This window comes from Ramlibacter paludis (assembly GCF_022012305.1).
Lineage (GTDB): Bacteria > Pseudomonadota > Gammaproteobacteria > Burkholderiales > Burkholderiaceae_C > Ramlibacter > Ramlibacter paludis.
Genome location: NZ_JAKLTM010000001.1, coordinates 617,792 through 631,311, shown reverse-complemented (window position 1 = coordinate 631,311; position 13,520 = coordinate 617,792). Strand labels below are relative to the sequence as shown.

Below are 13,520 nucleotides of genomic sequence, written 5' to 3'. Positions count from 1 at the left end.
GGGCTTTCGGGCCTCGGGATCAGCGCAACGTACGCGGCCGCGCGTGCCGCTGGTGGGCCGCATGGCTCACTGCGGCCAAGCCGCCCGGAGGGCGGAAGCGGGCGTCGAGGCTGCGGCAGAACTCGACGCAGTAATCCACCAGCGCGTCGAGTTCGAAGGATTTGTCGAACACCGCGTCGGCGCCGGCCTGGCGGGCGTGCTCGCGCACCGGGTCGCGGGTGTAGTTGGTGACGACGACGGCGCGCTGGTCGCGCCGCAGCTTGCGGCAATGGCGCAGCACCTCGAAGCCGTGGCCCTGCTGCAGGAACAGGTCGACGAGCGCGAGGTCCCAGCCATCGGGGTGCAAGCGCAGCCAGGCCAGCGCCTCCTGCTGCGTGCGCGCAACCGCGACGACCTCGGTGCGCTCCATGGATTCCAGCATGCGGCGGAACTCGTCCGCCATCCGCGCGTTGTCTTCAACCAGCAGTACTCTCACTCGATAACTCCGTCTCGTGTTGTTCGTTGTCGGCCGGCTGGGCCGGCGCTGCCTTGCAGTACTGCGTGACCCAGTCGACGATGCGCTGGGCGGCGTCGGCGCGCACCGAGGGCTTGCCCTCGCCCAGGAAGTGGTGGTCTTCGCCGGCATAGAGCGCGAGCTCCGCGGGCGTGTCGCCGGCGCGCAGCATGCTCACGAAAAGCTCTTCCGACTGGCACTTGGGGCAGCGCTCGTCTTCCTTGCCCTGCAGGAACAGCGTCGGCGTGGTGGCGCGCTCGATCGATTGCAGCGGCGACAGCTTGCGCGCGAGCTTGCGGTCGAAGTGACCCGGCGTGCCCATGTAGAGCGGGTCGGCGTAGTAGCCGCCATCGGACGTGCCGTAGTGCGTCTCGATGTTGCCTACCGGCGCCATGACGACGGCCGCGCGGAAGTCGTCGCAGTGGCCGACGGCCCAGGCACTCATGTACCCGCCGTAGGACTTGCCGCTGATGGCCACGCGGTCGTCGCACAGGCCTTCGCACTGCAGTTGCGCGACCGCGGCCCGGTGCTGCGGCAGGTCGTACTCGCCCCAATGGCCCGCCAGGCGGTCGCAGAACTCGCGCCCGTAGCTGGCCGAGCCCACCGCGTCGAGCGCCAGCACCGCCCAGCCCTGCGCGCACAGCACCTGCCAGAAGACGTTGGTGTCGTAATCGAGCTGCACGTAGGCGGCCGGGCCGCCGTGCACGTCGTTCAGCAGCGGCAGCGGACCCTTCCGGTCCTTGGCGCGCAGCAGCCAGCCCTGGATGGTTTCCTTGCCGCCGCGGCCGTCGGGCACCTCGAAGGTGCGCGCTTCGCAGGTCAGCGGCGCGCGTTCGCGGTACCAGGAGTTGAGGTCGCTCAGCCGCTTTTCCTGGCTGCCGTCGGCCATGCAGGTGAACAGGTCGGAAGGCGCGGTCATGGACTCGATCGGATAGGCGAAGCGTTCGCCGTCGAAGCCCAGGGCGCCGAGCTGGCGGTCGCCGGCGCGCAGCTCAGTGATCTTGTCGCTGCCCAGTTCCAGCTTGACGATGGGATGGCGGCCGCGCGAGGCCTGCGCTAACAGGAGCGTCTGCGAGTCGGCGCCCCAGTGCACGGCGTCCGGCGCCGCCGCTTCCAGGTCGTCGCTGCCGACGCGGCGCACCTTGCCGGTGGCGAAATCCAGCAGCCACAGGCCCATCCGACCGTCGCCTTCCGCCTGAGCGCCGGTGAAGGCGATCCAGCGGCCGTCGGGCGACCAGACCGGCTGCATCACCGTGGCGATGTCCTTCGTGAGCTGGCGCGCGTTGCCGCCGTCCGAGTCGCTGACCCACAGGTCCGTGGCGTGCGCGAAGCGCCCGATGCGCGTGCGCACCTGCGCGACGCGCTGGCCGTCCGGGGAAATGTCGAAACCGAGGATGTCGAAAGCGCCGTCGGTGAGCTGCTTCTTTTCGCCCGTGTTGGCATCGAGACGGAACAGGTGGATCTCGCGCCGCAGCGTGTAGCCGATGCCGTCGCTCTTGTACGGCAGCTTCCAGGCCAGTTCGGCGGGGCCCGGGTTCGCCTTGCGGCCGGCGGCGCGGCTGCCGCGCCAGTCGGGATCGACCGTCACCGCAGCCGTAACCGCCAGCCACTGGCCATCGGGGGCCCAGCAAAGGCCGGACACGGCCGAATCGAACCGGCCCAGCGCCTGCGCCTCTCCGCCTTGCAGGGGCAGCAGGTAAGGCTGCAGCACGCCGGAGCGCGAGGAGATGAAGGCCAGCCGGTCCCCTTGGGGCGACCAGCGCGGCGAGTTGTCGTCGCCCGGGCCATGGGTCACCTGGCGCGGCGGCGCCGATCCGTCCAGGGGAGCGAGCCAGATGCACGAGAAGTAGCCGTCCTTCTGGGCGTCGACGCTGCGCACGGTAAAGGCTGCTTCGCCCGTCCCCTGCCGGCAGGCTACCTCGGTGATCTTTTGGTGCAGGTAGAGATCGTCGACTTCGAAGAGCTTCTTCGTCATGCACCAACTTTGACGCGCGGCGAGCCTCCGCCCCGTCGGCCGCAAGCCACGCGCGCGCAGCGTGCCTTCCTACGTGGCGCTGGAAGTACGGCAGGCTCTGCAGGTCAAGAACTTTTCCGACACGACGGCCGCGCTGGCGGATGCAAGCATGCGCGCCATGGAACAGCACTCCGACTTTCGCAGCAATCGCCTGCTGGCGCAGCTCCACGAGCCGGCGCTGGCGGCACTAGCCGGGGAACTGACGTTCGTGCAACTGCACGTGGGCGACCCGGTGATGGCGCACGGCCGCCTGATCCGCAACGTGTGGTTTCCCGCCGATGGTGTGATCTCCATGCTGGCGCCGGCGGACGACCGCGGCCGGCGCGTGGAAGTGGGCACCATCGGCAAGGAAGGCATGGCCGGTGCCTCGCTGCTGCTGGGCGCGCCGCACTCGCCCGGCGACCTTTTCGTGCAGGTCAGCGGCCACGGCTGGCGCATGGAAGCCGAGGCCTTCCAGCAGGCCGCTTACACCATCCCGGGCGTGGCGGACGTCGTGCTGCGCTACGCACACACGCTGTTCATCCAGGCCTCGCAAGGCTGCGCCTGCAACCGCACGCACTCGGCGCTCCAGCGTTGCGCCCGCTGGCTGCTGATGACGCACGACCGCGTGAACGGCGACGAATTCGACCTGACCCAGGAGTACCTGGGCCACATGCTGGGCGAGCGCCGGGCCACGGTGAGCCAGGTCGCCTCCACGCTGCGGGACCGCCGCCTGATCACGTACAACCGGGGCCACATCCGCATCCTGGACCGCGACGGCCTGGAAGATGCGAGCTGTCCCTGCTACCGCATCATCCGGGGCGAATACGAAAGCGCGATAGCGGGCCGCAAGGCCTAGCCTGTGTTCGTTATCGGACAGAACCGCTCGCTAAGGTTGCTCTCGCAAGTACGGAGAGCAGACAGTGGAAGAAGCCGACGACAAGGTCCCGGCGGCGCGGCTGATGGCGGCGCTGCAGTCTTACCAGGCGATCATCGGCGCCCTGGCGCAGCCCGATTGGAAGATGGAGAACTACCGCGCCGCGGCCGACCTGCTGCTGCAGATGCATCGCGCGGCGACCGGCCTGCCCTGGCTGCACGCCGAATGGCTGGAGGTGCACATCAGCCACTTCGAGTTCACGCAGGCGTTGTGGGAACTGCGCGCCGCGGCGAAGGGCCTCGATTGGCTGGTGCAACGCCATGCGCGTCATGAGGGTGCGCTGGAGAGGCTGCGGCTGCGCTGCGAGCAGCCGGACGCGCGTCGCGGCTGACAAGCCCGTCAGCGCCGAGCCGACACTCGCGTCGGCGCATGTCCGTGAAGCTCCTGCGTTCGGCCGCAATTTCCCCCAGGAGAGTTCATGGACAGTTTCGAAGACGACCTCAGCGTCTCGCGCCGCGACGTGCTGATCGCCGGCGCCGCCTCGGCGGCCGCAGCCGCAGTGACGACCGAAGCCGGCGCAGCGCCCGCGGCCGCCGCACCCACCGCCAATGCCTCGGGCGCCGGCACCGAAGTGGTGCTGGAAGTGAACGGCGAGCGCCGCACGCTGCAGCTCGACACGCGCACCACCTTGCTCGACGCGCTGCGCGAGCACCTGAAACTCACCGGCACCAAGAAAGGTTGCGACCACGGACAGTGCGGCGCCTGCACCGTGCTGGTGGACGGCGAACGCATCAATTCCTGCCTGACCCTCGCCGTGATGCACCAGGGCAGCAAGGTCACGACCATCGAAGGCCTGGGGACGCCGCAACGCATGCATCCCTTGCAGGCGGCCTTCGTCAAGCACGACGGCTACCAGTGCGGTTACTGCACGCCAGGCCAGATCTGCTCCGCCGTGGGCGCGCTCGACGAACTGCGCCGCGGCATCCCCAGCCACGTGAGCGGCGACATCACGGCCAAGCCCCTGCTGTCGGTGGACGAACTGCGCGAACGCATGAGCGGCAACATCTGCCGCTGCGGCGCCTACTCCAACATCGTCGACGCGATCAGCGAGGTTGCAGGGGTGCGTACATGAAGGCCTTCACCTATGAAAAGGCCGGCTCGCCGGCCGAAGCGGCCGGCGCCGTCGCGCGCCGGCCCGATGCGAAGTTCATCGCCGGCGGCACCAACCTGCTGGACCTGATGAAGCTGCAGATCGAGGCGCCCGGCCACCTGGTGGACGTAAACGGCCTCGCGCTGGACAAGATCGAAGCCACGCCGGAAGGCGGCCTGCGCATAGGCGCACTGGTGCGCAACACGGCGCTGGCCGCCGACGAGCGTGTGCGGCGCGACTACGGCGTGCTGTCGCGTGCGCTGCTGGCGGGCGCGTCCGGGCAACTGCGCAACAAGGCGACCACCGCGGGCAACCTGCTGCAGCGCACGCGCTGCCCTTACTTCTACGACACCGACCAGCCCTGCAACAAGCGCAAGCCCGGCAGCGGCTGCAGCGCGATCGGTGGTTTCAGCCGCCAGCTGGCGGTGGTGGGCAGCAGCGAAGCCTGCATCGCCACGCATCCAAGCGACATGGCGGTGGCGATGCGCGTGCTCGACGCGCAGGTGGAAACCGTGAAACCGGATGGCCGCGCGCGGGTCATTCCCATCGCGGACTTCCATCGCCTGCCCGGCAACACGCCGCACATCGACACCAACCTCGAACGCGACGAGCTGATCACCGCGGTGACGCTGCCGCGTCCGCTGGGCGGCACGCACGTCTATCGCAAGGTGCGCGACCGCGCTTCGTATGCCTTCGCGCTGGTCTCCGTCGCCGCCATCGTGCAGCGCGACGGCAGCGGCCGCGTCGCGCTGGGTGGGGTCGCCCACAAACCCTGGCGCGTCGAAGCGGCGGAAGCCGGCCTGCCGCAAGGCGCGCGCGCGTTCGCCTCGCAACTGCTTGCCGGCGCCCGGCCCACCCACGACAACGCCTTCAAGCTCCCGCTGGCGGAGCGCACCATCGCCGCGGCCGTGGCACAGGCAAGGGGCTGACATGAAGTTCGACACTCCCGCAACCACCAACCCCATCGACCAGCTGAAGGTCATCGGCAAGCCGACCGACCGCGTCGAAGGACCGCTGAAGACGACCGGCACGGCGCCTTATGCCTACGAGCGTCACGACGTCGCGCCCGATGCCGCGTACGGCTACGTGGTCGGCGCCGGCATCGCCAAGGGCCGGATCGCCTCCATGGACCTGGCTGCCGCGCGCGCGGCGCCGGGCGTCATCACCATCGTCACCGCGCGCAACGCCGGCAAGCTGGGCAAGGGCAACTTCAACACCGCCAAGTTGCTGGCAGGCCCGCAGGTGGACCACTACCACCAGGCCGTGGCGCTGGTCGTCGCCCGCAGCATCGAGGAAGCGCGAGCCGCGGCGCAGCTGGTGAAGGTCACCTACGAGCGCACGCCCGGCAAGTTCGACCTGCAGGCCGAGAAGGCCGGCGCCAAGATGCCCAAGCCGACGGCCTTTGCCGGCCCGCCGCAATCCAAGGTGGGCGATTTCGAAGGCACGTTCCCGACGGCGCCTGTGCAACTGGACGCGAGCTACACGACGCCCGACCAGTCGCACGCCATGATGGAACCGCACGCCACCGTCGCCGCCTGGAAGGGCGACAAGCTGACGGTGTGGACATCCAACCAGATGGTCGCCTGGAGCGTGGGCGACCTGGCCAAGACGCTGGGCATCCCCAAGGCCAACGTGCGCCTGGTCTCGCCCTTCATCGGCGGCGGCTTCGGCGGCAAGCTGTTCCTGCGCGCCGACGTTCTGCTGGCTTCGCTGGGCGCGCGGGCCGCCAAGCGCCCGGTGAAAGTCGCCCTGCAACGCCCGGTGATGATCAACAACACGACGCACCGGCCGGCAACCATCCAGCGCGTGCGCATCGGCACCACCCGCGACGGCAAGATCACCGCCATCGCGCACGAAGGCTGGTCGGGCAACCTGCCGGACGGCTCGGCCGAAACGGCCGTCAACCAGACGCGCCTGCTCTACGCCGGCGCCAACCGCCTGACGACCACGCGCCTCGCGGTGCTGGACCTGCCCGAAGGCAACGCCATGCGCGCGCCCGGCGAGGCGCCCGGCCTGATGGTGCTGGAAATCGCCATGGACGAAATGGCGGAGAAGCTGGGCATGGACCCGGTGGAGTTCCGCATCGCCAACGACACGCAGATGGATCCGGAGAAGCCGGGCCGGCCCTTCTCGCAGCGCAAGCTGGTGGAGTGCCTGCGCACCGGCGCGGACCGCTTCGGCTGGAACAAGCGCAATGCGAAACCGGCCCAGGTGCGCGACGGCCGCTGGCTGGTGGGCATGGGCGTGGCCGCGGCCTTCCGCAACAACCTGCTGACCAAGTCCGCCGCGCGCGTGCGCCTGGACAACCGCGGCATGGTGACCGTGGAAACGGACATGACCGACATCGGCACCGGCAGCTACACCATCATCGCGCAGACCGCCGCCGAGACCATGGGCGTGCCGCTCGCGAAGGTCTTCGTGCGGCTGGGCGATTCTGCGTTCCCCGTGTCCTGCGGTTCCGGCGGCCAGTGGGGCGGCAACAACTCGACGTCGGGTGTGTATGCGGCGTGCATGAAGCTGCGGGAAGCGATCGCGAAGAAGGCGGGCATGCCCGCGGCGGACGTGGAGTTCGCCGACGGCATGGTGCGTTCGGGCGAACGCTCGATGCCGCTGGCCGAAGTGGCGGGCAGCGACGGCCTGGTCGGCGAAGACTTCATCGAATACGGGGACCTGGACAAGAAGTACCAGCAGTCCACCTTCGGTGCCCACTTCGTCGAGGTCGCCGTCGACGCCGCCACCGGCGAAGTGCGGGTGCGCCGCATGCTGGCCGTCTGCGCGGCCGGCCGCATCCTGAACCCGAAGGCGGCGCGCAGCCAGGTGATCGGCGCGATGACCATGGGCGTGGGCGCGGCGCTGATGGAGGAACTGGCCGTCGACAAGCGGCGCGGCTTCTTCGTCAACCACGACCTCGCCAGCTACGAGGTGCCGGTGCATGCCGACATCCCGCACCAGGACGTGATCTTCCTGGACGAGACCGACCCGATTTCCTCGCCGATGAAGGCCAAGGGTGTCGGGGAGCTCGGGATCTGCGGGGTGGGAGCAGCGGTGGCGAACGCGATCTACAACGCCACCGGCGTGCGGGTGCGGGACTATCCGATCACGCTGGACAAGCTGTTGGCGGGCTTGCCGGCGGTGGCTTGAGGGCGCGGATGCGCGGGGACTGGTAGGCCGTGCAGGACTTGAACCTGCGACCAAGGGATTATGAGTCCCCTGCTCTAACCAACTGAGCTAACGGCCCGCCAGCGAGGATTGTAGGCGGCGGATGCTCGTGAGACCTTGGTCCAAGTGCGCGCCAGGAAGGCGGCCTCCACACTCCCGCCGCATGAGCCGCCTCTTCGCCGCCGCGCTGGTGCTCCTGCTTCCCGGCTGCGGCCAGCTGCTGTCCCTCAAGGACGAACTGCAGGTCTACGACGCCACGGTGGCCACGGTGGGCGGAACGCTCCGCTTCGATGCGTGCCAGGACTGCACGCTGCTGCTGGTCTCGCTCGATGGCGAGGGCCACACGCTCAGCTTCAAGGTGTTCGACGGGGCCGGTCCGTTCGAGGCGCTCGTGCACCGCTCGGCGCGCAGCGTCTTCGCCTTCCACGACGCCAACGGCAACCTGCAATACGACGCGGAAGAGCCCTTCGCCTGGCATCCACTTCCCGCTGGTCCTGCGCGCGATCCGCTCAGGCTGCAGCTCCGGCCTGCCGCCGACCAGGCGGCGCCACCCATGCGCCCCCAGGGCAGCCTCTTCGCCGCCCGCGATCGCCTGATCGGGGGCGTGCCCACGCAGCTGGGAACGGTGGCCGGCCTGGACGATCCGCGCTTCGACCGCGAGAAGGCGCGCGAAGGGATGTGGAAGCCGGTCAGTTTCATGCGCGAGGGACTCGCGGGCATCTACTTCCAGCAGCCCTACGCGGCGGACCGCACGCCGGTCCTGCTGGTGCATGGCATGGGCGGTTCGCCGCGCGACTTCGATGCGCTGGTGCGGGGCCTGGACCGCAGCCGCTTCCAGCCCTGGTTCTTCTATTACCCCTCCGGGCTGGACCTCGACGTGGTCGGCACCGGCCTGCTCGCCATGCTGAACCAGCTGTGGCTGGAGCGCCGCTTCACCGGGCTCCACGTGGTGGCGCACAGCATGGGCGGGCTGGTCGTGCGCTCCTTCCTCCAGGACTGCCGGGACGCGGGGGAATGCCGCTACGTGCGCAACTTCGTCTCCATCTCCTCGCCATTTGGCGGCGCAGCCGCGGCGCAGCCGCGGCGCAGAAAGGCGTTGACCATTCCCCCGTGGTGATGCCGGTGTGGCGCGACATGAGCCCTCGCAGCACCTTCGTCGACAACCTGTTCGCGCAGCCCCTGCCGACGGGCGTGCAGCATCACATGGTGTTCGGCTATCGCGACACGACGGTGCCGCTGGCGAGCCAGCTGCACTGGGCGGCTCAGCGGCAGGCGGCGTCCGTGCGCGGCTTCGACGACGACCACATCGCGATCCTGGAGGATCCGCTTGTGGCGCAGCACATCGATGCCATCCTGCGCGGGCGCTGATTCAGTGCGCGCGATGAGCGCCGGCGCTCAGGACTTGTGGCTCAGCGCGTTGCTCACCAGCTTCGACGTGATGTCGACGATCTGGATCATGCGGTCGTAGGCCATGCGCGTCGGGCCGATCACGCCGAGCGTGCCGACCACGTGGCCGTCCACTTCGTAGGGCGCGCTCACCACCGAGAGGTCCTCGAACGGAACGATGTGGCTCTCGCCGCCGATGAAGATGCGCACGCCTTCCGCTTGGCTGGAGACGTCCAGCAGGCGCATCAGTTGCGTCTTCTGCTCGAACAGCTCGAAGGCGCGGCGCAGGTGGGCCATGTCGCTCAGGTCGCTCACGGCCAGCAGGTTGCGCTCGCCGGAGATCACGACTTCCTCCTGGTCCTCGTTCATGGCCTGCGAGCTGGCCTCCACCGCGGTCTGCATCAGCACCACGATCTCGCTGCGCAAGGCGTCCACCTCGTTCTTCAGGCGCGAGCGCACTTCCTCCATCGCCAGGCCGGCGTAGTTGGCGTTCAGGAAGTTGGCGGCTTCGGCCAGCTGCGACTGGGTGTAGTCCGCGGCGGTGTGCACCACGCGGTTCTGCACGTCGCCGTCGGGCGACACGATGATCACCAGGAAGCGGCGCTCCGAAAGGCGCAGGAATTCGATGTGGCGAAAGACCGAGCTGCGGCGCGGCGCGACCACCACGCCGACGAACTGCGACAGGTTCGACAACATGTGCGCCGCGTTGGCGATCACCTTCTGCGGCTGGTCGGCCGGCAGCGACGGTGTCGCGAAGTCGTCACGCTTGGCGGTCAGCATCGTGTCGACGAACAACCGGTAACCACGGGCGGTGGGGATGCGCCCGGCGGAGGTGTGCGGGCTGGCGACCAGGCCCAGTTCCTCCAGGTCCGACATCACGTTGCGGATGGTGGCGGGCGAGAGTTCCAGCCCCGAGGCGCGCGAAAGCGTGCGCGAGCCTACCGGCTGCCCCTCGGCGATGTAGCGCTCGATCAGGGCTTTCAGCAACAGCTTGGCGCGGTCGTCGAGCTTCATGGGGGTCACGTTGGCGATTTTAGTGATGTAATTTGCCGATGAAATCCATCTTCCGGCAGGTCGCGCTGATCGGCAAGTACCACGCCGCGGTTCCGCCGGCGGTGGCGGCCTCCACGCGCGCCGCGATGGACGACATTGCGAATTTTTTGGCGGCCCAGGGCTGCGAAGTGGTGGTGGAACGCGACACCGCCTCCAATGCGGGACTCGCGGGTTATCCCACCCTCGAGGTTGCCGAGATCGGCGCCCAGTGCGACCTGGGGCTGGTGGTGGGCGGCGACGGCACCATGCTGGGGATAGGGCGCCAGCTCGCGCGCCACGGCGTGCCCCTGATCGGCATCAACCAGGGCCGGCTGGGTTTCATCACCGACATCCCCCTGGAGCACTTCCGCACCGTGCTGCCGCCCATGCTGGCGGGCGAGTACGAGGAGGACCAGCGCACCCTGATGCACGCGCGGGTGTTGCGCGACGGCCAGTGCGTGTTCGACGCGCTGGCCATGAACGACGTGGTGGTGAACCGTGGCGCCACCTCCGGCATGGTGGAACTGCGGGTGGAGGTGGACGGCCATTTCGTGGCCAACCAGCGCGCCGACGGCCTGATCGTGGCCTCGCCCACCGGGTCGACCGCCTATGCGCTGTCGGCGGGCGGGCCGCTGCTGCACCCATCCATCCACGGCTGGGTGCTGGTGCCGATCGCGCCGCACACCTTGTCGAACCGGCCCATCGTGCTGCCGGACAGCGTGGAGATCGGCATCGAACTGGTGGCCGGCCGTGACGCCAGCGCCAATTTCGACATGCAGTCGCTGGCCTCGCTGCTGCACGGCGACCGCATCTCGGTGCGCAGGTCACAGCACAAGGTGCGCTTCCTGCACCCGAAGGGCTGGACCTATTTCGATACGCTGCGCAAGAAACTGCACTGGAACGAGGGCGCATGAGCCTCAAACGCATTGCTCTCCGTGATTTCGTGATCGTCCGCGAGCTCGAACTCGACCTGGGCGACGGTTTTTCCGTGCTCACCGGCGAAACCGGCGCGGGCAAGTCCATCCTGGTCGATGCGCTGCAGCTGGCGCTGGGCGCGCGCGCCGAGGCCACCGTGGTGCGCGAAGGCGCCACGCGGGCGGAGATCTCCGCCGAATTCGAGTTGCCCGACGCACTGGTGCCGTGGCTGCAGGAGGCCGGCTTCGACGCCGGCGACTCCCTTCTGCTCCGGCGCAGCATCGACAGCCAGGGCAAGAGCCGCGCCTGGATCAACGGGGGCGCCGCCACCGCCACGCAGTTGCGCGAAGCAGGCGAGCAGCTGGTGGACATCCACGGCCAGCACGCCTGGCAAAGCCTGACGCGCCCCGCCGCGGTGCGCGACCTGCTGGATGGCTACGCGGGGCTGGATGCCGGCAATCTGCAGTCGCTGTGGCAAGGCTGGCGCGCGGCGCAGAAGACGCTGGCCGATGCGCGCGCGGCCCAGGATTCGCTCCAGCGCGAACGCGAGCGCCTGGCCTGGCAGATCGGCGAGGTCGACAAGCTGGCGCCGCGCGACGACGAGTGGGACGAGCTCAATGCCAGCCACACGCGCCTGTCGCATGCGCAGGCGCTGCTCGATGCGGCGCGGGCCGCTCAGGAAGTGCTGGATGGCGAGGACGGGGGCGCCCGCCAGGGCGTGGCGCAGGCGCTGGACGCGCTGCGCGGGCAGGAGCACCTGGAGCCGCAGTTCCGCGAGATCGCCGAAGTGCTGGCCTCCAGCCTGGCGCAGGTGGAGGACGCCGCGCACTCGCTGCAGGCCTACCTGCGCAAGACCGACCTGGATCCCGAACGCCTGGCGGAACTGGACGAACGCATGGCGTCCTGGCTGTCGCTCTCGCGCCGGTACAAGCGCACCCCGGCCGAACTGCCGGCTCTGCTGGCGGGCTGGAAGCAAGAACTGGCGAAGCTGGATGCGGCCGCCGACCTCGCCGCGCTGGAAGCCGCGGAGAAGAAGGAAGGCGAGGCCTTCCTGGCCGAGGCGCGCAGCCTGGCCAAGGCGCGTGCCAAGGCGGCGCCGCAGCTGGCCAAGGCCGTCACGGCGGCGATGCAAGGCCTGGGCATGCAAGGCGGCCGCTTCGAAGTCGCGCTGGAAAAGCTGGAGACGCCTTCCGCCTTCGGGCTGGAGGAAGTGGCCTTCCTGGTGGCCGGACACGCAGGCAGCACCCCGCGCCCGGTGGGCAAGGTCGCCTCGGGTGGCGAGCTCTCGCGCATCGCGCTGGCGATCGCGGTGACCACGAGCCGCATCGGCACGGCCGGCACGCTGATCTTCGACGAGGTCGATTCCGGCGTCGGCGGCGCGGTGGCCGAGACGGTCGGCCGCCTGATGAAGCAATTGGGACGCGACCGCCAGGTGCTGGCCGTCACGCACCTGCCGCAGGTTGCGGCCTGCGCCGACCATCACTTGGTGGTGGCCAAGCAGGCCGCGGGCAAGGGCGTTGCCAGCAGCGTCACGGCCGTCGAAGGCGAGAAGCGCGTGGCCGAAGTCGCGCGCATGCTCGGTGGCGAGCGCCTCTCGGGCACGACGCTGGCGCATGCCAAGGAAATGCTGGGGCTCAACTAGTGTCCCTCGAACTCGTCCTCATCACCGGCATGTCGGGCTCCGGCAAGTCGGTGGCGCTGCGCGCGCTGGAAGACGCGGGCTACTTCTGCGTGGACAACCTGCCGCCGGAACTGCTGCTGTCCTTCGTGGAACTCGAGGTGAAGCACGCGGCGCACCGGGTGGCGATCGCGATGGACGTGCGCAGCGCGGTGTCGCTGCCGCTGGTGCCGGCGCAGCTCCGCCAGCTGATGACGCGCGGCATCGCCGTGCGGCCGCTGTTCCTGGACGCGACCACCGACACGCTGGTGCGGCGCTTCTCCGAAACGCGGCGCCGCCATCCGCTGTCGAAAGCGGGCGTCGAGGATGGCGTCGACCAGCACCGGGCGCTGGTGGATGCGATCGAGCTGGAGCGCGAGCTGCTGGCCGACCTGCGCGAACATGCGCACGTCATCGACACCAGCGTGCTGCGCGGCGCGCAGCTGCAGGATTACGTGAAGTCGTTGCTGTCGGCGCCGCATGCGCAGCTGACGCTGGTGTTCGAATCGTTCGCGTTCAAGCGCGGCATACCGGTGGACGCCGACTACATCTTCGACGTGCGCATGCTGCCGAACCCGCACTACGTGCCGGAGCTGCGCGACCTCACGGGCCTCGACGAGCCGGTGGCCGCCTACCTGCGCGAGCACGAGGAAGTCGACCAGATGTACGAGCACATCGCGGCCTTCCTCGACCACTGGCTGGAGCCGCTGGCGCGCAACCACCGCAGCTACGTCACCGTGGCCATCGGCTGCACGGGCGGGCAGCACCGCTCGGTGTACCTGGTGGAGAAGCTGGCGGAGGAGTTCGAGGAGCGGTGGACGACGCTGAAGCGGCACCGGGAGCTGGGCAAGCGGTGAT

Annotated in this window: 13 protein-coding genes and 1 tRNA gene; 10 read left to right on the top strand and 4 right to left on the bottom strand. The window is 69.3% G+C overall.

The features are described from left to right. Window positions 1-19: 19 nt before the first annotated feature. Window positions 20-475 carry a response regulator gene (locus LZ009_RS03305; protein WP_275696445.1) on the bottom strand — a complete coding sequence of 152 codons (456 nt, stop codon included), beginning with the start codon at window positions 473-475 and terminating at the stop codon, window positions 20-22. Further along, entirely contained in the window at window positions 456-2,468 is a 2,013-nt protein-coding gene (locus LZ009_RS03300) for a S9 family peptidase (protein ID WP_275696444.1), read from the bottom strand. The genes LZ009_RS03305 and LZ009_RS03300 overlap by 20 nt, the downstream gene beginning before the upstream one ends. A 61-nt stretch (window positions 2,469-2,529) precedes the next feature. On the opposite strand from LZ009_RS03300, the gene LZ009_RS24265 reads away from it, so the two are divergent. The 5 genes from LZ009_RS24265 (at window position 2,530) to paoC (ending at window position 7,654) form a co-directional block, all read left to right on the top strand. Continuing rightward, window positions 2,530-3,345, top strand: a complete 816-nt coding sequence (locus LZ009_RS24265; protein ID WP_275696443.1) for a Crp/Fnr family transcriptional regulator — start codon at window positions 2,530-2,532, stop codon at window positions 3,343-3,345. Window positions 3,346-3,409: 64 nt separating this feature from the next. Further along, window positions 3,410-3,754 carry a hypothetical protein gene (locus tag LZ009_RS03290; RefSeq protein WP_275696442.1) on the top strand — a complete coding sequence of 115 codons (345 nt, stop codon included), beginning with the start codon at window positions 3,410-3,412 and terminating at the stop codon, window positions 3,752-3,754. Between the two features lie 87 nt (window positions 3,755-3,841). After that, window positions 3,842-4,495, top strand: a complete 654-nt coding sequence (gene paoA, locus LZ009_RS03285; RefSeq protein WP_275696441.1) for an aldehyde dehydrogenase iron-sulfur subunit PaoA — start codon at window positions 3,842-3,844, stop codon at window positions 4,493-4,495. Next, on the top strand, window positions 4,492-5,442 hold the full coding sequence (locus LZ009_RS03280; protein WP_275696440.1) for an FAD binding domain-containing protein: 951 nt from the start codon (window positions 4,492-4,494) through the stop codon (window positions 5,440-5,442). Before paoA ends, LZ009_RS03280 begins: the two co-directional genes overlap by 4 nt. A gap of 1 nt (window position 5,443) precedes the next feature. Further along, window positions 5,444-7,654, top strand: a complete 2,211-nt coding sequence (gene paoC / locus LZ009_RS03275) for an aldehyde oxidoreductase molybdenum-binding subunit PaoC (RefSeq protein WP_275696439.1) — start codon at window positions 5,444-5,446, stop codon at window positions 7,652-7,654. Between the two features lie 20 nt (window positions 7,655-7,674). Here the strand turns inward: paoC and LZ009_RS03270 are convergent. Beyond that, window positions 7,675-7,751 (bottom strand) — tRNA-Ile (locus tag LZ009_RS03270). 84 nt (window positions 7,752-7,835) lie between these two features. Between LZ009_RS03270 and LZ009_RS03265 the strand changes: the two genes are divergently transcribed. Further along, the gene (locus LZ009_RS03265; protein WP_275696438.1) at window positions 7,836-8,789 is read left to right on the top strand and encodes an esterase/lipase family protein; all 954 of its coding nucleotides are present in this window, start codon (window positions 7,836-7,838) and stop codon (window positions 8,787-8,789) included. Between the two features lie 17 nt (window positions 8,790-8,806). Then, entirely contained in the window at window positions 8,807-9,040 is a 234-nt protein-coding gene (locus LZ009_RS03260) for an aldose epimerase family protein (protein ID WP_275696437.1), read from the top strand. Window positions 9,041-9,067: 27 nt separating this feature from the next. Here the strand turns inward: LZ009_RS03260 and hrcA are convergent, their stop codons facing one another. Continuing rightward, window positions 9,068-10,072, bottom strand: a complete 1,005-nt coding sequence (hrcA, locus tag LZ009_RS03255) for a heat-inducible transcriptional repressor HrcA (RefSeq protein ID WP_275697105.1) — start codon at window positions 10,070-10,072, stop codon at window positions 9,068-9,070. Window positions 10,073-10,110: 38 nt separating this feature from the next. On the opposite strand from hrcA, the gene LZ009_RS03250 reads away from it, so the two are divergent. The 3 genes from LZ009_RS03250 to rapZ are packed head-to-tail and all read left to right on the top strand — an operon-like array spanning window position 10,111 to window position 13,519. Further along, window positions 10,111-11,004 (top strand): NAD kinase, encoded by an 894-nt coding sequence (locus LZ009_RS03250; RefSeq protein WP_275696436.1) that lies wholly within the window; start codon window positions 10,111-10,113, stop codon window positions 11,002-11,004. Next, the gene (gene recN / locus LZ009_RS03245) at window positions 11,001-12,647 is read left to right on the top strand and encodes a DNA repair protein RecN (protein ID WP_275696435.1); all 1,647 of its coding nucleotides are present in this window, start codon (window positions 11,001-11,003) and stop codon (window positions 12,645-12,647) included. Before LZ009_RS03250 ends, recN begins: the two co-directional genes overlap by 4 nt. Then, complete coding sequence (gene rapZ, locus LZ009_RS03240; protein ID WP_275696434.1) at window positions 12,647-13,519, top strand: RNase adapter RapZ; 873 nt, start codon at window positions 12,647-12,649, stop codon at window positions 13,517-13,519. The genes recN and rapZ overlap by 1 nt, the downstream gene beginning before the upstream one ends. Window position 13,520: the final 1 nt, after the last annotated feature.